The 20,588-nt window shown below is 64.9% G+C and carries 20 protein-coding genes; 11 read left to right on the top strand and 9 right to left on the bottom strand.

Going from position 1 to position 20,588, the window contains the following annotated elements:
- Positions 1-379 precede the first annotated feature (379 nt).
- The 3 genes from ACQY4T_RS14685 to ACQY4T_RS14675 all read left to right on the top strand — a co-directional run bounded on the left by ACQY4T_RS14685 (position 380) and on the right by ACQY4T_RS14675 (position 3,414).
- Positions 380-1,171, top strand: a complete 792-nt coding sequence (locus tag ACQY4T_RS14685) for an alpha/beta fold hydrolase (protein ID WP_428531739.1) — start codon at positions 380-382, stop codon at positions 1,169-1,171.
- Positions 1,172-1,191: 20 nt separating this feature from the next.
- Positions 1,192-2,310 carry a 5-methyltetrahydropteroyltriglutamate--homocysteine S-methyltransferase gene (locus ACQY4T_RS14680; protein ID WP_428531736.1) on the top strand — a complete coding sequence of 373 codons (1,119 nt, stop codon included), beginning with the start codon at positions 1,192-1,194 and terminating at the stop codon, positions 2,308-2,310.
- Positions 2,311-2,418: 108 nt separating this feature from the next.
- Entirely contained in the window at positions 2,419-3,414 is a 996-nt protein-coding gene (locus ACQY4T_RS14675) for a DUF2332 domain-containing protein (RefSeq protein WP_428531733.1), read from the top strand.
- Positions 3,415-3,472: 58 nt separating this feature from the next.
- On the opposite strand, the gene ACQY4T_RS14670 is transcribed toward ACQY4T_RS14675, so the two are convergent.
- From ACQY4T_RS14670 to ACQY4T_RS14660, 3 genes are all read right to left on the bottom strand, one after another.
- Positions 3,473-4,549: an amidohydrolase family protein gene (locus ACQY4T_RS14670; protein WP_428531730.1), complete on the bottom strand. Its 1,077-nt coding sequence runs from the start codon at positions 4,547-4,549 to the stop codon at positions 3,473-3,475.
- Positions 4,550-4,632: 83 nt separating this feature from the next.
- Positions 4,633-6,819, bottom strand: coding sequence for a glycosyltransferase (locus tag ACQY4T_RS14665; RefSeq protein ID WP_428531727.1), 2,187 nt, complete (start codon positions 6,817-6,819; stop codon positions 4,633-4,635).
- Positions 6,820-6,897: 78 nt separating this feature from the next.
- Positions 6,898-7,683, bottom strand: coding sequence for an enoyl-CoA hydratase/isomerase family protein (locus ACQY4T_RS14660; RefSeq protein WP_428531724.1), 786 nt, complete (start codon positions 7,681-7,683; stop codon positions 6,898-6,900).
- A gap of 163 nt (positions 7,684-7,846) precedes the next feature.
- On the opposite strand from ACQY4T_RS14660, the gene ACQY4T_RS14655 reads away from it, so the two are divergent.
- Positions 7,847-8,800 carry an LLM class flavin-dependent oxidoreductase gene (locus ACQY4T_RS14655; RefSeq protein WP_428531721.1) on the top strand — a complete coding sequence of 318 codons (954 nt, stop codon included), beginning with the start codon at positions 7,847-7,849 and terminating at the stop codon, positions 8,798-8,800.
- Between the two features lie 24 nt (positions 8,801-8,824).
- On the opposite strand, the gene ACQY4T_RS14650 is transcribed toward ACQY4T_RS14655, so the two are convergent.
- Together ACQY4T_RS14650 and ACQY4T_RS14645 are read right to left on the bottom strand one after the other, a co-directional pair.
- Positions 8,825-9,943, bottom strand: coding sequence for a hypothetical protein (locus ACQY4T_RS14650; protein ID WP_428531718.1), 1,119 nt, complete (start codon positions 9,941-9,943; stop codon positions 8,825-8,827).
- Between the two features lie 157 nt (positions 9,944-10,100).
- Positions 10,101-10,916: a class I SAM-dependent methyltransferase gene (locus tag ACQY4T_RS14645; RefSeq protein ID WP_428531715.1), complete on the bottom strand. Its 816-nt coding sequence runs from the start codon at positions 10,914-10,916 to the stop codon at positions 10,101-10,103.
- Between the two features lie 155 nt (positions 10,917-11,071).
- Between ACQY4T_RS14645 and prpB the strand changes: the two genes are divergently transcribed.
- Positions 11,072-11,995, top strand: a complete 924-nt coding sequence (gene prpB / locus ACQY4T_RS14640; protein ID WP_428531712.1) for a methylisocitrate lyase — start codon at positions 11,072-11,074, stop codon at positions 11,993-11,995.
- A 109-nt stretch (positions 11,996-12,104) separates the two neighbouring features.
- The gene (locus ACQY4T_RS14635; RefSeq protein ID WP_428531709.1) at positions 12,105-13,196 is read left to right on the top strand and encodes an acetoin utilization protein AcuC; all 1,092 of its coding nucleotides are present in this window, start codon (positions 12,105-12,107) and stop codon (positions 13,194-13,196) included.
- 298 nt (positions 13,197-13,494) lie between these two features.
- On the opposite strand, the gene ACQY4T_RS14630 is transcribed toward ACQY4T_RS14635, so the two are convergent.
- Complete coding sequence (locus tag ACQY4T_RS14630) at positions 13,495-14,346, bottom strand: 3-keto-5-aminohexanoate cleavage protein (protein ID WP_428531706.1); 852 nt, start codon at positions 14,344-14,346, stop codon at positions 13,495-13,497.
- A gap of 247 nt (positions 14,347-14,593) precedes the next feature.
- Here ACQY4T_RS14630 and ACQY4T_RS14625 point away from each other — a divergent pair, with 247 nt between their 5' ends.
- Positions 14,594-15,331 carry a sulfite exporter TauE/SafE family protein gene (locus tag ACQY4T_RS14625; protein ID WP_428531703.1) on the top strand — a complete coding sequence of 246 codons (738 nt, stop codon included), beginning with the start codon at positions 14,594-14,596 and terminating at the stop codon, positions 15,329-15,331.
- A gap of 21 nt (positions 15,332-15,352) precedes the next feature.
- On the opposite strand, the gene ACQY4T_RS14620 is transcribed toward ACQY4T_RS14625, so the two are convergent.
- The 3 genes from ACQY4T_RS14620 to ACQY4T_RS14610 form a co-directional block, all read right to left on the bottom strand.
- Complete coding sequence (locus ACQY4T_RS14620) at positions 15,353-15,781, bottom strand: VOC family protein (RefSeq protein ID WP_428531700.1); 429 nt, start codon at positions 15,779-15,781, stop codon at positions 15,353-15,355.
- 200 nt (positions 15,782-15,981) lie between these two features.
- Positions 15,982-16,152 carry a hypothetical protein gene (locus ACQY4T_RS14615; protein ID WP_428531697.1) on the bottom strand — a complete coding sequence of 57 codons (171 nt, stop codon included), beginning with the start codon at positions 16,150-16,152 and terminating at the stop codon, positions 15,982-15,984.
- Positions 16,153-16,227: 75 nt separating this feature from the next.
- A complete protein-coding gene (locus tag ACQY4T_RS14610; RefSeq protein WP_428531694.1) occupies positions 16,228-16,914 on the bottom strand; it encodes a CarD family transcriptional regulator in 687 nt (228 codons plus the stop codon).
- A gap of 181 nt (positions 16,915-17,095) precedes the next feature.
- Between ACQY4T_RS14610 and ACQY4T_RS14605 the strand changes: the two genes are divergently transcribed.
- The 4 genes from ACQY4T_RS14605 (at position 17,096) to ACQY4T_RS14590 (ending at position 20,542) form a co-directional block, all read left to right on the top strand.
- Positions 17,096-17,374, top strand: a complete 279-nt coding sequence (locus ACQY4T_RS14605) for a metal/formaldehyde-sensitive transcriptional repressor (RefSeq protein ID WP_428531691.1) — start codon at positions 17,096-17,098, stop codon at positions 17,372-17,374.
- 9 nt (positions 17,375-17,383) lie between these two features.
- A complete protein-coding gene (dmeF, locus tag ACQY4T_RS14600; protein WP_428531688.1) occupies positions 17,384-18,586 on the top strand; it encodes a CDF family Co(II)/Ni(II) efflux transporter DmeF in 1,203 nt (400 codons plus the stop codon).
- Positions 18,583-19,161 carry a 16S rRNA (guanine(527)-N(7))-methyltransferase RsmG gene (gene rsmG / locus ACQY4T_RS14595; protein ID WP_428531685.1) on the top strand — a complete coding sequence of 193 codons (579 nt, stop codon included), beginning with the start codon at positions 18,583-18,585 and terminating at the stop codon, positions 19,159-19,161. Before dmeF ends, rsmG begins: the two co-directional genes overlap by 4 nt.
- Before the next feature lie 91 nt (positions 19,162-19,252).
- The gene (locus tag ACQY4T_RS14590) at positions 19,253-20,542 is read left to right on the top strand and encodes an MFS transporter (RefSeq protein WP_428531682.1); all 1,290 of its coding nucleotides are present in this window, start codon (positions 19,253-19,255) and stop codon (positions 20,540-20,542) included.
- Positions 20,543-20,588: the final 46 nt, after the last annotated feature.

The raw sequence follows: 20,588 nt of genomic DNA, 5'->3' as shown, positions 1-20,588 counted from the left end.
GCGAGCAGAGGAGGTCAGGGTTCCAGTCCGGGTAGGATGAAGTTTCGAGCTCAGTCTGAGATAACGCCTATTGATCCAAGCGATGGTGAGGCCCAAAGGCTTTCCGCCTACCATATCGGTAAACTGCGAGTGTCCCGAATGCAGGATCTGCGGGACAAAATGCTCTCCGTTTTGCTAATCTACCCAGTGAATGCGGAGCTCAAAACCGCACTTCGCTAATGTATTGTTGAACCCCAACTCAAAGCAGCGCCCACGGCCTGAAAACCCTGGCCTTCGCGCTTATGGGGCGGCCACGCCGGTAAGCGCCGCGCCGCCGACCTGGGTTCCGTGTCGCAACGCTTCCAGCTAGCCTGCCGCCGAACACCAGGGAGGCAGACAGATGGGCGAGCGCCGGCGGGTCTCCGTCGCTTACGACAGCGTGTCGATCGACGTCATACTGGATGAAGCGGACACCGGGGCGGGGGATGCTCTTGTCCTGCTGCCGTCATCGTCGCGAGATTCCGAGGATTTCGATGCGATTGCCGAGATGTTTGCCGGCGTGGGATTTCGCGTGCTGCGGCCGCAGCCCAGGGGAATGTGCGGCAGCCTCGGGCCGATGCAGGACTTGACGCTGCACGACTACGCGCGCGACGTCGCGGTGGTGATCGAGCGGCTGGCGGACGGTGCGGCGTTCGTGCTGGGGCATGCGTTCGGGCAGTGGGTCGGGCGCTGCCTGGCAGCGGATCGCCCCGACCTGGTTCGCGGTGTAATCCTGGCGGCGGCGGCGGCCAAATCGGCTGATCCGGCACTGCGTGAGCAGTTGGCGAAATGCATCGATTCCACGCTACCAGATGCGGTCCGGCTTGCCGCGTTGCGCGTGGCGTTCTTCGCGCCGGGTCACGATCCCATCGGTTGGCTGGACAACTGGCATCCGCTCGCGTCGAAGAGCCAGCGCGCGGCGAGTGCCGCGACGCCGCGTGACGACTGGTGGAACGCCGGGTCGGCACCGGTGCTGGACCTGCAGGCGGCGCTTGACCCGTGGCGTCCGGCGGATACTCGAGACGGGATCCGCGACGACCTGGGCGCGGCTCGGGTGACGGTGGTGGTGATCCAGGAAGCCAGCCATGCGCTGATTCCCGAACAACCCGAAGCCGTGGTCCGTGCCGTTCGGGACTGGATCGGCGGCATCTGAAGCATGGAGGCAACCTGGTCATGACCACGTCAAGCAGCCAACCGCCGTTCCGCGCCGACCATGTCGGCAGCCTGCTGCGGCCGAAGCCTCTGCATGAAGCGCGCGCCAAGTGGAAAGCCGGCATCCTACCTCCCGACGCGCTGCGCCAGATCGAGGACACCTGCATCGCCACAGCCATCGCCAGACAAGAGGATATCGGCCTGCGTGCCGCCACCGACGGCGAATACCGCCGCGCCTACTGGCATTATGATTTCGTCGCCGGCCTCGATGGCGTCGAGATCTACGAACCCGAGGAGAAAATCCAGTTCCACGGCAACGTCCCGCTGCGCCACAAGCTGCGGGTAAACGGACGCATCGGCTGGACCCAACCGACGATGATCGAGGATTACCGCTTCCTCGCCGGCCAGGTGCGGAATTCGGTGGCCAAGCAAACCATCCCGTCACCCTCGGTGGTGCATTTCCGCGGCGGCCGCGAGGCGATCGATAAAGCCGCCTATCCCAGCTTGGACGGCTTCTTCGCCGACCTCGGCACCGCCTATCACAAGGCTGTCGCGGCGTTCGGCGTCGCCGGCTGCCGCTACCTGCAACTGGACGAGGTCAACATCGCCTATCTGTGCGACCCCGAACAGATCGCGATGCTGAAGGCGCGCGGCGAACACGTCGATAACTTGCTAACCATCTATGCCGACATGCTGAACCAGGCGATCGCCGGCCGACCGCCAGGGATGACGATCTCGATGCACCTCTGCCGCGGCAATTTCCGCTCAACGTTCGTGGCGTCGGGCGGTTACGAACCGGTGGCCGAGGTCCTGTTCAACCAGATCGACGCCGACGCCTACTTCATGGAATACGACACCGAACGCGCCGGCGGTTTCGAACCCCTGCGCTTCGTCCCGCGCGGCCCCAAGATCGTGGTGCTCGGGATCATCACCAGCAAGACCGGCGAACTGGAAAGCACGGACGAGTTGAAACGCCGCATCGATCAGGCCGCGAAATACCTGCCGCTGGAACAGCTCGCACTGTCACCCCAATGCGGCTTCGCCTCCACCGAGGAAGGCAACACGCTGACCGAGGAGCAGCAATGGGCAAAACTGTCCCGCTGCGTCGAGGTGGCCCGCAACGTCTGGGGCGATGTCTGATCCCCCAGCGTAGTTTCCGGAGCCTGTTGAAGACAAACAGCGACGCGTCGCGCGTCTATGCCGTATATTTGCGATCCAAGCGTCCTTAACGGACTACGAGTAAACGTCATGTCCATAAAGGTTTTGATCTCAGACACACTTTCGAGACGTTATATGCGCTTTGCCAACGACGAAGCGCGTGGTCGGTCACCGCTCTACGAAGCGCTTGCCCGGGGCGTTGCGAACGACGCGGAGGTGATCGACTTCCTGATGGCGCTCCCTCCGGAGAAGCAGCAGCCCAACCTCCTGTTCGCGGCTGTGCGATCCCTCACAGGCACTCCCAGAGACTTCCCAGGCTTCAAGCATTGCCTCCTCGCCGATGCCGAAGCCGTCCGCTCGGTGATGCTGACGCGTTCGACCCAAACGAATGAGCCCGCCCGCTGCGCGACGCTGCTCCCGGTGCTGGCGCGATTGCCGCAGCCCTTGGCCTTGATCGAGGTCGGCGCGTCCGCCGGGCTGTGCCTGCTGCCGGACTTCTACGGCTACGACTTCGGCTCTCGCTCGATCCATCCCGGGGACGGCAACGGGGATTATCCCGTGTTCTGCTGCGCCGTGAGCGCAGAAACACCCCTCCCGACGCGTATGCCGCAGATCATTTGGAGGGCGGGCCTGGACCTGAACCCGCTCGACGCGGCGGCCCCGGATCAATCTTCCTGGTTGGAAACACTGGTCTGGCCTGAGCAGACCTCGCGTCTCGCCGGGCTGCGTGGCGCCCTTTGCGTTGCCGCCACGCGGAAGCCGCGTTTGGTCGAAGCAAGCCTGACGGGTGATGCACTGGCGTCGCTCTGCAGGGAGGCCCCACCAGACGCGACGCTGGTGGTGTTCCACACTGCCGTGCTGGCCTATGTCACGGATCAGGCTGACCGACACGCCTTCGCCGATAGGGTGACGTCACTCAGCCCCTACTGGATATGCAACGAATCGCCACGTGTCATGCCCGATCTATCGGACACTGCCGGTAAACCCAGCGAGGCAGGCCGCTTCCTCTTGTCGGTCAACAGAAAGCCCGTCGCCTGGACCGATCCGCATGGCGCGGCCATCGAATGGATCGCTGATCCGGATTGAACCATTGGCTCGCATGCCGACGTCGGCTTGAGAACCACCTGTCAGCGGCGCATGTCGTTCAGTCCAGCCGCAAGTCCTCCACCTCCGGCAGACCGTAGAACCGCTGCGCCGAGCGGTAGAACAACGCGGCTTTCTCGTCTGATGAGTATCCGGCCGCGATGCGCTTGAACGCGTTCCAAAGCACGGCGAAGCTGCACATCCCCTTGTCGACCGGAAAATTGCTCTCGAACATGCAGCGATCTGCTCCAAACGCGGCGATGACGGTTTCGAAATAAGGCCGCCACGCCGATGCCATCTCGCCCGACGAAGCCGGCAGCGGTGCTTGGTGGTAGCCAAACCCGTTCACATTCATCGCCAACCCACCCAGCTTCACGTAAAGATTGGGGAAGCTCGACAGCTCCGTGATGTAGGCGCGCCACTGCGCGAACACCTCGGCGCGCTGACCCTGGTATGGCCCCACCCCCAGCGGTCCGCCACAGTGATTGAGCACCACCTTCTGCTCCGGGAACGCGCGCAACAGATCTACCAGATCAGAAAGTTGCGGATGATACAGCCACGCCTCGAAGGTCAGCCCGAAGTCGCGCAATCGGGCAAACCCGGCGCGAAAAGCCGGATCGCGATACAGCCCGGCGGGCGCCCCTGGCGGCGCGGTTGGAGCAATTGCTGCGTCCCACGTGCCGCTGTGGCGAATTCCCTTGAAGCGGCCGCCGCCGGCCTCGACATGGCCGGCCAGCACAGCGTCGATTCGTTCGCCCAGCCGACAGTCGGCGTGGCCGACGATCCCGGCGCAGGCACGCAGCGCGCCGTATTGGCCGCTTTCGCATTGCTGCGCCGCCGCGGCGACGAATTCGGTCTCTCCGACCGGGCGCATGTCCTCGGCACCCTGGGTGCGGTATTCCGATCCACATTGGATGAACACCGTGGCCTGCACGTTGTGTCCTCCGCCCGGCCCAGAAACCAGGTCCGCCACCAGGTCGGGCAGCAAGTACGGATCAGGCCGCGCCTTCCACAGATGGTGGTGTGGGTCGATGATCGGCTGCGCCGGGTCCAGCACCGCCTCGGTCAGCTTGGCCAGCCAGTCCGCACGCACAAGCGGATGATGAAATGGCTCGCGTTGCTGTGGCTCGCTCGGCATGAGCGTCACTCCCGGTGATCCAGGCCGCCATCCAGCCACGCGACCGCCTGAGTGGCAACACGCTATTCAGCGGCCCGACCCGGTTAGGCGGCAACCTCCAGCGCGCCCAATAGCGAAGCCGTCATCGCCTCCCGCGAAAACCGCAGTCGCGCGAAATCCACCTGTCGCGAACTGGCTTTTGCCCACGCCGCGTCATCCTGAAGCAGACCGGCGACGGCGGCGGCAAACAACTGGGCATCGTCCTCCACCGCCACCACCTGGAACAGCCCCGGCAACCCCTGTGCCCCGACCGGAGTGGTGACCAGCGGCACTCCGGTGCGCAACGCCTCCACCACTTTCAGCTTCACCCCGGCGCCGCAACGCAACGGCACCACCGCGACACGTGCCCGATCATACGCTGCCTCCAACTCTGCATCGGTCACATTGGCGAACCACGCGATGCCGTCCCCGCCCAGCGCCCGCACCCGTTCGGTGGGGTTGGAGCCGATGATCGACAAATGCGCTTCCGGAACGTCGGCCCGGATCAGCGGCAGCACCTCGTTCACGAACCACACCGCGGCGTCCTCGTTGGGTGGATGGCCAAAACCGGCAACGAAGATGATCTCGCGGCAGGCCGGTGCTGTCCTGGCGTCGCCGAACCGATCGAAGCAATACGGCACGACCGAACCGATCTTAGCGTCCGGCTGCAGTGCCAGCGCGATCTGCGCCTCTTCCTCCGACAAATAGAGTGAAAGCTTCGCTTGCCGCCAGATCGAGAACTCCCGCTCCCGCATATGCTCGGCCAGACGCAGCAGCCGGTCATCGCCGGTCACCTCGGCCTGCTGGCGCATGCGGCGAAAATGCAGATCGTGTCCGTAATAAACGATCGGAGCCCGGCAGTGCCGCCGCAGCGATGGCATCACGTCCTCGGCGACATCGGGCCGGCTGACCATGATCAGATCGAACTCGCGCCCAACGCTTCTGATCCAACTGTCGAACGGCGCCTGTTCGGGACCATGAAACACCTCGATGCCCTGGTCCTGCAGCACCTCGGTATAGGCTGCCTTGTAGCTCAGGTTGTGCGGCCAGAATTTGACCGTGAAGCCGGCGTCCAGCAGCACCCGAAGGCACGCCATCATGGCTCGGGAACCAGCATCCCGGTCAGGCATCGGAACATAATGATCGACTACCAACACCACCTTGCGATGCATCGTCCGGTCGCGCGCGCGGAACACGTGATCGCCGGCCCTGTAATGTTCACGCGTCAACACATCTGCCCAAACATCGACGAAGCGCGCCCGGTTGACGACTTGATGCGACTTGATCCCCACCGAGGTGTCGCGTCCGTGCGAAACGCCCTCATGATGTACTACTCGAACTGCCGGTTGGTATAGAGTCTTCAGACCGATGCGCCGTAGGCGGAAGCAGAGGTCGGTGTCCTCATAATAGGCCGGAGCGTAGCGTTCGTCGAAGCCGCCCAGTTCGGCGAACACCCGGCGTCGCACCATAAGCGCCGCGGCGGAGCAGTAATCCACCTCGCGGACGTAGTTGTAGGCCGGTTTGCCCGGGTCCTCCAGGCGGCCGAAATTCCACCCCGACCCGTCCTGCCAGATGATGCCGCCGGCTTCCTGCAACCGCCCATCCGGATAAAGCAGCTTGGCACCCACCGCCCCGGTATCGGGCCGCTGGCGAAATAGCGACAGCATCGGCTCGAGCCAGTCATCCAGAACCTGGGTATCGTTGTTGAGCAGCAAAAGATACTCGCCCACAGCCGATGCGGCCGCCAGGTTGCAGCTCCGCAGAAATCCGAGGTTGGCCTCGTTGCGCAGCAACCGAACGCCTCGCAACAGGCCGATGGCCTCGCCACCCGCGCCGCCCCACGCGTCGTCCACAACGATCACCTCGATCGCCACCCCGGCAGGGTTGGCCGCGATCGAGGCCAGGCAGCGCAGCGTGTGCTCCACCTGCCCATAGGTCGGAATGATCACCGATACCACCGGGGTCTCCGAATACGGAATGTCGAGTGCCCGCGGATCGATGGTCTCGGTCACCGCCGCGGCCGGCGCGGCCGGAACCACCCGACGCAGCCGCCTGGCACGCACAAAGTAGCCGATATGGGTGCCAAGCTGCAGCGTCGCCGTCCACCACAGCAGCAGCACCGCGCGACGCAGTTGTTTCGCAACGAACGGAGACCGCCCGCTCAATGCCCGGGCACAGGAAAGCCCGTGCCACAGCGCGGCGTCGACGAACACCGCGAGACGGATTCGTGCAACGCTTAGCGACTGGCTCAAGCTGAGGGGCCTCCGTCCCGAGAGGCCCAGTCCTACCGCCGAGTCCTTAAAGAACCGTTAAGTGCAGCGGAACGGACACTACCTGCCGGCGAAGTTCGGCGCCCTCCGCTCGCCCATCGCCTTGGTTCCCTCCTTGAAGTCGGCGGTGGTGCGAAGCCAGTCCTGTTCCTCATACTCACGCTCTGTCGCCTGGGCGACCGCGTCAGCCAGTCCGCGACGCAGCGTCTCACGCGTGGAAACGATCGCCAGCGGCGCCGATCCGGCGATCTCGGTCGCCACCTCCAGCGCCTTGGCGCGCACCTGGTCCAGCGGCACCAGGTAATCCACCAGGCCGATCCGCAGCGCCTCCTCCCCGGTCAGCCGGCGCCCGGTATAGAGCATCATCGCCGCGTTCTGCGTCCCGATCAGCCGAGGCAGCGACGCGGTCAGCCCAAAACCCGGATGGAAGCCCAGCCGGGTGAAGTTGGTGGAAAACCGCGCCTCCGGGCAGGCGACGCGGAAGTCCGCCATCACCGCGAGCCCAACCCCCGCACCGACCGCGGCGCCGTGCACCGCCGCGACGATCGGTTTGCCGGTGCGCCACAGCCGTTGTGCCTCCTTGTAAAGATGCCGCCCACGCTTGGTGGCCCGCGCCACACCGTCGGGGCCCCGGCTACCAAAATCTGCGCCGGCGCAGAAATGCTTGCCCTCGGCGCACAGCACGATGGCGCGCACGTCGGCGGTGCGATCATAAACTTCCAGCGCGTCGGCGATTTCCGCCACCATGTCGGTGTCGACAAAATTGTTCGGACCGCGCTGCACCTCGATCGTGGCAACGTTGCCGGCCATGTCGGCGGCGATATGTTCATAGGTGCCGTGCTGCATGATGGTTTCCTGCCCTGATGTTCGATGCCGGCAACTTTAGGCCCGATCCGCCAGACTGGAAACCGCGTCGCCGGAAACAGCCCAGACTGGAAACCGCGTCACGGCCATTGCCTGCTGCGCGGAATCGCAGGACCATCAAACCAACACCTCCAGGAGACCCGGGATGGCGCGCAATATCGCGGTCGGCGTCGGCATCATGGAATACCCGTTTCAGACCTCGGACGGCTTCTGGCGTTGGGTCGACCTATGCGAGCAAGCCGGCCTGGACTCGATCTGGCAGACCGATCGCATCGTCAGCCGCGCGCCGATCCTGGAGAGCATGACCACCCTGGCCGCCATCGCCGGACGCACCAGGCGGATCAAGTTCGGCGTCAACGTCGTCTCGGTCGCGCTGCGCGAACCGGTGCTGCTGGCCAAGCAATGTGCCACCATCGACGTGCTGTCCAACGGCCGGCTGCTGCCCGGCTTCGGCATCGGCAGCCCGCGCGGCGCGGAATGGACCGCGATGCACACCGACACCACCACGCGTGGCCGCAAGACCGACGAGGCACTGGACATCATTAGCCGGCTATGGACCGGCGAGTCGCTGAATTTTGACGGCCGGCACTTCAAGCTGACCAAGGCCTCGATCGCACCGCTGCCGGTGCAGCCCGATCTGCCGATGTGGATCGGCGGTGCCTCGGAGGCCGCGATCAAACGCACCGCCCGCATTGGCACCGGCTGGCAGGCCGGCCCCGAGGCACCCGACGCGGTGGCCCAGGTGATCAGCGGAATCAAGCAGGCACTAGCCGTAACCGGACGCGCCATCGACGAAGATCATTACGGCGCCGCCTTCGCGTTCCGCTTTGGGTCGTCCGACGATCCAGGCGTGGCGAAAGTGATGCAGCAATACCGCGACCGCACCGGCCGCGATCCCCACGACCTGTTCGCGATCGGCGACACCGAGGCGATCCTGCGCCGCCTCAGCGAATATGTCGCCGCCGGCGCGTCGAAATTCATCCTTCGCCCGATCGCCGAGGGCGACGCCGACATGCTGACCCAAACCCGACGGCTGGCCGAGGAGGTCCTGCCCCAGGTCGCCGCACGCTGGCCCAAACCCCGCAAGGCCGCCGCATAAGGCGTTGCCAACCGCGGGCATTCGTTACATTGCTGGAGCAAGTGTGTTATTCGGACGCGGAATCAGGTCGGTGTCAATCTGCTGGTAGTTCCAGAAACTATCCAAGGCAATGCGCAGCCGGTTCGGCTTCGGTGGAAGCTGCATGCCATCCGCCGCGGTGACCGGCACATACGGCGCCAGGATCAGGCGCCAGAAATCCGGCGTCAAAACCACATCGTTCAGCGACACATGCCGCTCCTGATCAGCGACGTCCCCACGCCACGCCAGGCGGATCGGCAGCGCCGCCAGTGTGTGCACCCGCTTGCCGAAATACCCTGCTTCGACCGCCAAGCCGGAATTCACCGTCAGCACCGCGCTGATCTGCGGCAGCGCCATCATCCGGTAGGCGTTGTCGTCGATCACGCCGATCACATTGGCCGGTGCCCCGGCCACGACCTCCAGCAACGAATGGCGACGATCCAGCGGATGCGGCTTGAGAACCACCGCCGAATAGCCCGCACAGATGCGGTGAATTTCAGCCGCCCTGGGAAACGCGTCGAAGAACGTTCCATCCACGATCTGGCTGGAATCGAACCGCCGCTGACCGGCAACCAGCAAGGTGTTGTCCGGAACCGCGGCTTCCGATATCAGCCGGCACATCGCCTCGCGCAGCCCAGCCGTGGCGTGGACCTCGCTTTCCTGCATCGCCATCGAAAGCAGGCCCGCCTGCATCTCCAGGGTTGAACCGAGCGCGGCAAACAGCAGGTCGTCCATGAACCGGACTGGACCCAGCCGCAGATCGACAAACGGCACCCGATGCTCGCTCAGCAGTCGCTTGAGCCACGGCGGCATTTCGTAGCCGATACAGAAGCAGCGTTGCAATCGTGCCATCAGCAACTGCTCCAGGGACGCCAATCCAGGCAGGCCTTCATAAGTCGCGGCCCAGTTGGCATCGGCATCGGCCGCCGAGCTGCTTGAGCGGATGCAGTTCCCAAGAGCCGGGTCGTCGCTGGTTGTCAGCGCCCTTGGCTGCAGCCCGCTGGCGAGTTGGATTGAACGCTTCAGGGCGTTGCACAGCCACAGCGTGGGGCGATCCACGCCACCCGGGCGCCCGTCGCCTTGGGGTCGCAACAGATCACCGACCACTACCACGTGCTCAATCATGCATCGTTTCCGGAACGATAGCGCTGCAACGATTAACTTGCAGACGCGGCCAAGCTGTTCGCCCACCCTGGAAGCCAAAAGTAAAGGAAGGCTGAAGAACCTGTAACCAAATGAATCGAAGTGTAACGCCGGCGTTCCGCTACCCGCATATCGATACCTAAACGGGCCGCCGTGCCCTCAACACATACATCAACGGCAGCGATGGACGATCCGGCGGCATGCTGTACATCCCATCGTCTGCGGGCTGCATCACATCCCATTGTCGCAGCACGTCCCGATCCAGTTCGCGCAGGCTTTCAATCCGCAGCCCCACCCGCGCCAGCGCCGTAACCACCTCGCCCAGCGGATGGTTCCATTGCACGGTCGCGGCAGAAGCCGCCGAGGTGTCGGCATAGGTCACTCCGCCGGCATCGCGATACCCCTCGGACGGCGTGAAATAACTGTCGCGAATCTCTACAGCGCTCGGCGCCGCGGCCTCGATCATCCACTTCACCGGATGAAACTCGAACAGATACAACTCGCCGCCCGGCCGCAACAGATCATGCACCATCCGGGCCCAACGCTCGATATCGGGCAACCAGCACAGCGCCCCGACGCCAGTATATACGATATCGAACTGACGATGCCCGACCGCGGCAACCGCGTCGTAGACGTCCGCGGTCACGAACCGCGCCTCTACCCCGATATCACACGCCAGCTCGCGCGCCGTCCGCACCGCCGGTTCGGAGAAATCCACCCCGATGACCTCAGCCCCAAGCCGCGCCCAGGATAAAGTATCCATGCCGAAATGACATTGCAGGTGGACAAGGTGCTTGCCGCTCACATCTCCCAGGTCGGCGATTTCGTGCCGCCGCAGTTGGCTTCGCCCAGCCTTGAATCCAGCCACATCGTAGAACGCCGAGGCGACATGAAGCGGCGCCGTCGCGTCCCACATCGCCCGGTTCAGCTCGCGCCGAGACGGTTGCTCGGTCATTGCCGCCCCCTTTTTCCCGGATGGGCCTTTAGCGGCGCCGCGCCAAATCCGCCAGACCGCTACGCGCCGCGCCGGGCAACCCCCGATGCCGGTGCGTCTGCCGCCCTGTTCTTCCGTCGCCCGATCCGCTATCGGGAACCCAAAAGGAGCCCGCCATGACCTACCTCGTCGCCGACGATCTTCCCAGCGCGCCTGCCGGAGTCCGGTTCCGCGCCCTGCTTGAGCGTCCCGGTATCCTGCAACTGCCCGGAGCCCACAACGGCCAGGCCGGTCTGCAGGCGAAACAGGCGGGATTCGACGGCCTCTATTTGTCAGGCGCGGCGATGACCGCGTCCATGGGCATCCCCGACCTCGGCATGATCACTGTCGACGAAGTATGCTTCTTCATCCGCCAGATCGCCCGCGCCACCGCCCTGCCGCTGCTGGTCGATGGCGACACCGGCTACGGCGAAGCGCTAAACGTCATGCACATGATCCGCAGCTTCGAGGACGCCGGCGCCGCCGCGGTCCATATCGAGGACCAGTTGCTGCCCAAGAAGTGCGGCCATCTCAACGACAAACGGCTGGCCGACCCACACGACATGGCCGCCAAGATCGCCGCCGCCCGCAAGGCCCGTCGCCACCTCTACATCATCGCCCGCACCGACGCCGCCGCCTCCGAGGGCATCGACGGTTCGGTGGCCCGCGCCAACCTGTTCATTGAGGCCGGCGCCGACGCGATCTTCCCGGAAGCCCTGAAGACCGCGGACATGTTCCGCGAGGTCGCCGCCCGGCTGCCCGGCGTGCCGCTGCTCGCCAACATGACCGAGTTCGGCACCACGCCGTTCTTCACCGCCGAGGAGTTCCAGGCGATGGGCTACAAGATGGTGATCTGGCCGGTCAGCAGCCTGCGCGTCGCCAACAAGGCACAACAGAAACTATACGCCGCGATCTGCCGCGACGGGGGCACCCAGAACATGGTCGAGCACATGCAGACCCGCGCCGAACTCTACGCCACCATCGGCTACCACGATTATGAGGCGCTCGACGCCTCGATCGTCAAGACCATCATCCCCCAGGGGATGCCGCAACGGACCTAGCGACCGCGCACTGTGTCATACCCGCCTCCGTGTCATAACCGGGCTTCGCCCGGTTTCCCACTATTTGACCATACCAATAATCGTCCGTAGCGGATCCACCCCCCATCCCATGACCCCGCTCTATATCGGCAGCGAAATATACCGCAACTCCAGCTACGGCCCGAAACACCCCCTCGCCGTACCACGCGTCTCGGTCTGCACCGATCTCTGCCGCGCCCTCGGCTGGCTGTCCGAAAGCGCTTACCGCGACGCGCCGATGCCGTCGGAGAAAGAACTCACCCGCTTCCACGATCCCGAATACCTCGCCGCGCTACGCCAGGCGGAACAAGACCAGACCGTCAGCGACACCGTCCGCGCCCGCTTCCGCATCGGCGCCGAGGGCAACCCAGTCTACCGCGAGGTCTACCGCCGCCCGGCGATTTCCGCCGGCGGCGTAATGCTGGCCGCGCGCCTCACCGCCCAGGGCGGCATCGTGCACTGCCCCGGCGGGGGCACCCATCACGGCCGCCCGGCCCGAGCCGCCGGGTTCTGCTTCCTCAACGACCCGGTGCTGGGACTGCTCACCTGGCTCGACCTCGGCCTCGATAACATCGTCTACCTCGACATCGACGCCCATCACGGCGACGGTGTGCAGGACGCCTTCCACGACGACCCCCGCGTGCTTACCATCAGCCTGCACGAGGCCAACCGCTGGCCCCACACCGGCGCCGCCACCGACCGCGCCGGCGGCGACGCGCGCAACTTCCCGCTGCCCGCCGGCTGCAACGACACCGAGTTCGCCCACATCATGACCAACGCCGTGCTGCCGTTGATCGACGCCTGCCGCCCGCAAGCGATCATGCTGCAGGCCGGCGCCGACGCGCTGCAGGAAGACCCGCTGGCCAAACTGTCGCTGTCCAACAACACTCACCGCGCCGTCGTCCAGGCCGTCCGCGATCGCGCCACCCGTCTGGTGGTGCTGGGCGGCGGCGGCTACAACCCCTGGACCGTCGGCCGTTGCTGGGCCTTGATCTGGGGAAGTTTGAACGACCAGCCGATCCCCGATCGCCTGCCACCCGACGCCGAGGCTGGTCTGCGCGCCCTGCGCTTCGACCGCGCCGCTGGACGCAACCCGCCGCCGCATTGGTTCACCACCTTGCTCGATGCCCCGCGCGACGGGCCAATCCGCGACGAGGTCCGGCACTTGGCTGAACCTGCCTGAACCTGCGTTCGGCAAGATCCCGCTACCACGCGGCAGTCGGTCGACCCACCGGCAAGTAGCCCGACAGCGCCGGCCTGATGACGAACCAGATGATCATTGCCGAAACGAACGTGCAAATCGCCGGAAAGTACTGGCCGCCCGCGAAGCTGTTCGTCGCCGGCTTGGCCCAGCCGATCGCAATAGGTCCTGCGATCCATCCGGATTCGCGCACGTCCTTGCCGGTCTTAAAACCCGACGCGATCGCTGCCCTTCAACTTCAATATCGCGCGCGCTTCCGCCGGTGTCGCAATCTCCAGACTCAGATCCTCCAGATCCGCCGGATCTTCGCCACCTGCTCGGCGTTCGACTTCGCCAACTGCCCCTTGCCGATATACAAACTGTCCTCCAGTCCCACCCGCACATTGCCGCCGTTGATACCGGCCATTGTGGTGAATGCCATCTGGTGCCGCCCAGCCGCCAGCACCGACCAGCAATACGCATCGCCGAACAGCCGGTCGGCCGTCTCCTTGGCGAACAGCAGATTGCGAGGTTCGGCACCGATGCCCCCGGTGATGCCGAAGATCGACTGCACGAACAGCGGCGGCTCGACGATGCCGCGATCCCGACAGTACGCCAGGTTATACAGATGCCCGATGTCGTTGTACTCGAACTCGAACCGGGTGCCGTGCACCTTGCCCAGCCGCTCGACGATGCCCTCGATATCCTTGAACGTGTTGCGGAAGATGAAATTGTCCGTGGCGTCCAGGTACGGCTTCTCCCACGGATACTTCCATGTCTTGATGCGGTCCCCAGCGCGGGAGATGTTGAAGTTCATGCTGCCCATGTTCAGGCTGCACATCTCCGGCCGCGCCAGCCGCGGCGCCGCAAGACGTTCCTCCAGCGTCATCGTCAACCCGCCGCCGGTGGTGATGTTGACCACCGCGTCTGTGCTCTGCTTGATCACCGGCAGGAAGTTCATGAACACCGCCGGATCGGGCGTCGGCGACCCATCCGCCGGGTTGCGCGCGTGCAGATGAATGATCGCCGCGCCCGCCTCCGCCGCCTCGATCGAGGACCGAGCGATCTGCTCCGGCGTGATCGGCAGACACTCCGACATGCTGGGCGTGTGGATCGCGCAGGTGACGGCGCAACTAATGATGATCTTGGCCACGGCGTTTCCTTGCGGGTATCCGACCCGACCCAGTGTGCTGCGGCGAGGCACGCACGACCAGACTTGGTCTGCCCCCAGGTCATCGGCATCTGCTTGCACCAGCCGAATTCGGCCGAGTCCACCCGTGCGCTGTCGCCCACTGATCCGGACCGCCAGGCGCGGATACCGCTAGGCTCGCAATGTTCGCTGGCTGGAGTCGTCGGATGCTGACACCGCGCAGCGCCTGCCGATCGGCCACTGAATCACTATGTTGACCCCTTCGACCGCGTTGGTGGTCGTTGCCGGCGCGCTGGCGGGCGGTTTCGTCACCGGCCTCGCCGGCTTCGGCACCGGCTTGATCGCTCTTGGATTTTGGCTGCACGTGATCGCCCCGGCTCCCGCCGCCACCCTGGTCGCGGTTTGCTCGGTCGTGGCCCAGGCCCAGGCGCTGCCGACGATCTGGCATGCGATCGATTGCCGCCGGGTTCTGCCGATGATCCTCGCCGGACTCCTGGGAGTTCCGGTCGGAACCATGCTGCTGTCCAGGCTCGACGTCGATGTCTTCCGGCTCACCGTAGGGATTTTCCTGATCGCCTTTTCCGGCTTCATGCTGCTGACCCCCGGCCAGCCTCGGCTGGTATCGGGCGGCCGCATGACCGACAGCGTGGTTGGTTTCGCTGGCGGAATCCTGGGCGGCCTTGCCGGACTGTCGGGCCCTCTGCCGACAGTCTGGGCGACGTTGCGAGGCTGGACCAAGGATCAGCGGCGCAGCGTGTTCCAGCTTTTCAACCTGGCAATCCTGGCCGCCGTTGTCGTCTGGCATGCCGTCTCAGGCCTGCTGACGCCCAAGCTTGGCTGGCTCATCGCCATCGCACTACCCGGTACTCTCGTCGGCGCCTGGCTTGGCGCCCACACCTACCGGCGCCTGAGTGACAAACGCTTCCATGAGTTGATGCTTGGCCTGCTCGCGATCTCCGGCCTGACCCTGGTCTGGACGAGTATTTGAAAGGTCCCGACCTGCCTTGGTCTACCGATTGGGCCAAAGCCCGGGTGTCGCAACCTCCAGCGAATGGCCGTCGGGATCGCGGAAGTATAGGCTCGTGCCGCCATGCGGCCAGCCGAGCCGGCTCTCCACCTCGATCTCCTCGGCCGTCAGGTGATCCTGCCAAGTCGCAAGTTCGCCGTATGGAATGGCGAACGCCAGATGCAGCGAGCCACAACCATGATGCGGTGGGATGAAGCCACCATCAGGCCCCGGCGCGGGTTGGCTGGTGGCGCCGTGGCGGAACAGCAGCAACACCTGCTCCCCTGGCACCTCCATGGCGCACATCCGGTCGTCCATCATGAACGCGGTGAAGCCGAACACCCGTCCGTAGAATGTCCGCGAACGGTCAAGGTCTGCCACGTAGAGTGAGGTTTCCAGAATCTGGCTGACCCGCGGCGTTGCACCCTTCATGATGTGATCTCCGGAAGAGTCATCTGATCTCCGGTGGCGTTCGGCTTGGTCGGTCACGGTCAGCCCAGCCATGGCGCCAACTTCACTACGCGCCGGCCCGCTACGAGGCGGATTCCGCGGCACCCAGCCGAGAAATTGGCGATTTCTAGACCAGCGAGCTGTTGCGAGGCAAAATCGTATCGAATTCGATTGCCGATTTGTTACGAATTGCCAACTTCCTCCGGATCAGCGGCTGGTGCGGCACCATCCTGCTCGGCCTTGCGACGTAGCGCGGCAGCGTCTTCGCGTTCACGTGCCTTGGCGTCCTTCTTGGCCTGCTTGGCGCGGTCGCGTTCAGCGCGCTGTAGATTATAATTCGGTTTGAATACCATTCTCGCCTCTCGTGTCCGCTTCGGCGTTGCTGCATGGGCCGGCCGACCATGCGGCCAGGTCCAGATAGGCTATTTCTATACCGACGTCGGCGCCAGCGAAACGGAGTCTTCCTGGGCGCCGTCAGCATCGGCCTGATCCGCGCGAGCCTTTTCGGCACGCACCTCCGACCTAGCCTGATCGGCGCTACGGCCATCGACCAGTTTCTGCGTCAGTTGCACAATGGCGTCCGCCTTATCGGTGCCCGCCACGCCGGCAAACTCTCCAGCCAGTCGATCAATCGCTAGTTCGAACAAGTTGCGCTGGCTGTAGCTCGGCGCCGAGCCGTTGGCTGCGGTCTGCAGATCGCGGCACACCTCGGCAACCATCTTCAGGTCGCCGGAGTTGATCTTGGCCTGAAACTCCTGCGCCCGCTTGGCCCACATCAACCGGCTGACCTTGGGGCGGCCGGCCAGAATGGTCATCACCTCGGCCATGGCTTGCGGAGAAGCCAGCTTGCGCAGCCCGGTGACCCGCGCCTGAGCCACCGGCACCCGCAGGGTCATCTTGTTTTCGTCGAACGAAATGTAGATCAAATCCAGTTTGTGGCCAGCAATGACCTCGGAGCCGATCTTGTCAATCTTGCCGACCCCGTGGGTCGGATAGACAACAAAATCGCCGGTCTTGAACGGATCATCATCGCGCCGCTTCGGACGCGCCGCCGTAGCCCCGAATGCCGCTGACACCATGGCTGTCGTGATTTCTGCTGCCGCCAATTTGTCCACCCTCGTTAAAACTGCATCTTATATGGGAATGTCCGCCAAGGATACACCGGCGCGCGGCCAACCGCCGCGCGTCGAGCCGCGGCGCGTGGGGCGCATTGCGCCCCGAAGCGCGGCGCGCCAGCACTGGAACCGCCTAATCCGCGGTTGCGGACCCGCCCTGCTATAGGCTATCCCCCTATCCATGACGCACACCACTCGCGACAAGCAGAAGCTGTTGGTTCGGGTGCGACGACTGCGCGGACAGATCGACGCGATCGAGCGCGCGCTGGACGATAAAGCCGAATGTGAGCAGGTGCTGCACCAGATCGCCGGCGCGCGCGGCGCAATGGCCGGGCTGATGGCACAGGTGGTCGAGGACCACGTGCGCACGCATCTGGTCGATACCGCTTCCCACCCCGGCGCCCTGAACGGCGCCGCGGTCGACCAGCTCTTGGAAGTCGTGCGCAGCTACCTGAAATAAGGTCCACCGATGGAACCGCATAGCCACGTGTTTTTGGGCGAGGGTCATGAACACGCCGAACGGCGGACCTGGGCGGTGATCTGGCTATGCGGCGCGATGATGCTGCTGGAGATCGTCGGCGGTCTGCTGTTCGGTTCGATCGCACTGGTGGCGGACGGACTGCACATGAGCACCCACGCCGGCGCCCTTCTACTCGCCGCTCTGGCCTACAGCTACGCTCGGCGCCATGCCACGGATGCCCGGTTCACCTTTGGCACGGCGAAGCTGGGTGACCTGGCCGGGTTCACCAGTGCCATCGTGCTGGCGATGATCGCACTGCTGATCGGTTGGGAAGCGGTGGGGCGGTTGATGGCTCCGGTGCCTATCGTGTTCTCCGAGGCGATCCCGATCGCCTGCCTGGGTCTGGCGGTGAACATCGTCAGCGCCTGGCTGCTGAGTGGTGCGCATCACCATCACGGCCATCAGCACGGACATGATGACAGTCATCCGGTCGATCTCGACGGCCGCCGGCTAACCCTGAACATTTTCGAGGATTCCGTGCCGCCGCGGTTCCGCGTGCGCGAAGCCGTCCCGGTCGATGCGCTGTCGGCCGATGCGCTGTCGGCCGATGCGCTGTGGGCCGAGACGGTGCGCCCCGACGGGTCCCGCCAGCGTTTCAGCTTCGCCGACAGCGCTGGCGTGGTTGAAAGCGTCGAGGAAATACCCGAACCGCACGCCTTCACCGTGAACCTGCATCTGAACGATGCGGCGGCCGCGGTGGCGTTCGAGGAACACGCCCACGGTGATGCCGCGCACCGCGACAACAACCTGCGCGCGGCGGTGATTCACGTGATGGCGGATGCCGCGGTATCGGTGCTGGTCATCGTCGGGCTGCTGCTGGCGCGCACCTTCGGCTGGCTGTGGATGGACCCGCTGGCTGGAATCGCCGGCGCCTGCGTCATCGCCAGTTGGGCCTATGGGCTGGTGCGCGACACCGGACGTATCTTGCTCGATATGAATCCGGACCGCCAGTTGACCGAGCGGGTGCGGCGGGAAATCGAGACCGATGGAGACAAATTGACCGATCTGCACGTCTGGCGGCTGGGGCCCGGGCACCTTGGCGCGGTGCTGTCGGTGGTCAGTGGACGGAACCGGCCACCGGAGGACTACCGCCAGCGCCTGCGCCGTTTCGCCGAGCTGTCGCACGTCACCGTCGAGGTGCAGCCGCGTTGACCCTGCCGGCCTCGGCGAACGCAAGGCTGCTAAGGTTCCAGGAACTGCTGCTGCGCTGGAATGCGACACTGAACCTGATCGCGGCGCGCGATACGGCGGTGGTATGGGACCGCCATATCGCGGACTCGTTGCAATTGGCGGCGCTTATGCCGGTGGGAATCGACCGCGCGATCGATCTGGGCACCGGCGGCGGGTTTCCCGGCCTGGTGCTGGCGATCGCCACCGGAGTGCGGTTCGATCTGATCGAGTCCGACCGGCGCAAGGCGGCGTTCCTGCGCACGGCCGTGCTTGAAACCGAGGCCCCGGCGACGGTGCATTGCTGCCGGATCGAGGACGCTGTGGTGCCGGCAGCCCCCCTGGTCACCGCCAGGGCGCTGGCACCGCTGCCTCGTCTGCTGCCGCTCGCCGTCCGGTTCATGGCCGATGGTGGGACTTGCCTGCTGCTGAAGGGTGCCAAGGTCGAACAGGAACTCGCGCAAGCGGCGTGCGGCTGGACGATGAACGTGACTCGAGTACCGAGCCGAACCGGCGCGGATGGTGTGATATTGCGGGTCAGCGGCCTGACCAAGCGCTGAAGCAGGGCGGCGTCCGGTTTCGACTTGCCGGGCGGCGCTGCTACAGTTCGCCGCTCAGCCGGAACAGAACCGGCAACGGGAGGCCGAGCCAGTGACCCATCGCCGCTACTGGGTGTATTTCCTGCTGTTCGTGTTCAACGTGATCTGTTACCTCGATCGCATCAACATGTCGGTTGCCGGGCGATCGGTGGCGCAGGAGTTCGCCCTGTCACCATTGCAGCTTGGTTATCTGTTTTCGTCGTTTCTGTGGGCTTACGTTGTCATGATGCTGCCGGCCGGACGGCTGGTGGATGGCTACGGGGCGCACCGTGTGGCGGCGATCGGTGCGGCATTCTGGTCGGTGGCGCAGATGCTGACCGGCCTGGCCATCGGCTTCGGCACCATGCTGTTGGCCCGGCTTGGGCTCGGCGCGGGCGAGGCGCCGACCTTCCCGGTAAGCTATCGCGGGGTGCGCGACTGGGCTCCAGCAACGGAACGCGGGCTGGCCGTCGGACTTATCCAGGCCGGCACGATGTTCGGCCCGGCGCTGAGTGCGCCGCTGGTCGCCTGGCTGATCGAGGCCACGTCGTGGCGCTGGTCATTCGCCATTACCGGTGCGATCGGACTGATCTGGGTCGTGGTGTGGCTGGCATTTGTCTCGACACCGGAACGCACCGGCTGGCTGCCGGAGCCAGAGCGCCAGCGGATCCTGGCGCAACGACACGGCGGCGAGACATTGGCCGGCCATGATGGGATCGGCTATCGCGGGCTGCTGCGCTCGCCCTCGATGTGGGGGCTGGCAGTGTCGCAGGGCTGCGCGGTGTACTCGGTTTACCTTTATCTGAGCTGGCTGCCGAATTATCTGCAGACGGTGCGCGGGCTGTCGATCGTGAACTCTGGGTTGTTCACCTCGGTACCGTTTCTGGTTGGCGGGGCAGTGATCATCCTGACCAACTGGATCGGCGATGCGATGCTGACGCCCGATACGATGCGTCGCGGCGGCCGTCGGATCGTGGTGGTGGGTTGCCTGCTGCTGTGCTCGGTCGGGGTGGCGATCCCGTTCGTCGGATCTCTGACCGCGGTTGTGGTGCTGACGATCTTTCCGGTGAGCTTTGGCGGCACAGCCAGCGCTACAAACGCGGCGCTGGCGAGCGACCTGCTGCGGTCGCAAGGCGACGCCGGGCGCGCGTTCGCGTTCATGGTGCTAGGTGGCAACGTGTTCGGTCTGCTGGCGCCGATCGTTACGGGTTATATTGTGCAAATCACCGGCAGTTTTTCGTCGGCGTTCGTGCTGGCGGGCATGTTGTCTCTGATCGGCGCGGCGGTCTCGTTCGGCTTTACCCGCCACACGCTTGGCGAGGACACGCCGGTGGCGGTGGGGGGGATGCGGGCGGCGGAGTAGTTCGGCACGTATCGCAATCCGGGCCGGACCCTTCCCTCCAAAACGC

The organism is Rhodopila sp. (assembly GCF_965277825.1).
GTDB lineage: Bacteria > Pseudomonadota > Alphaproteobacteria > Acetobacterales > Acetobacteraceae > Rhodopila.
This window is presented reverse-complemented; position numbering and strand designations above follow the sequence as displayed.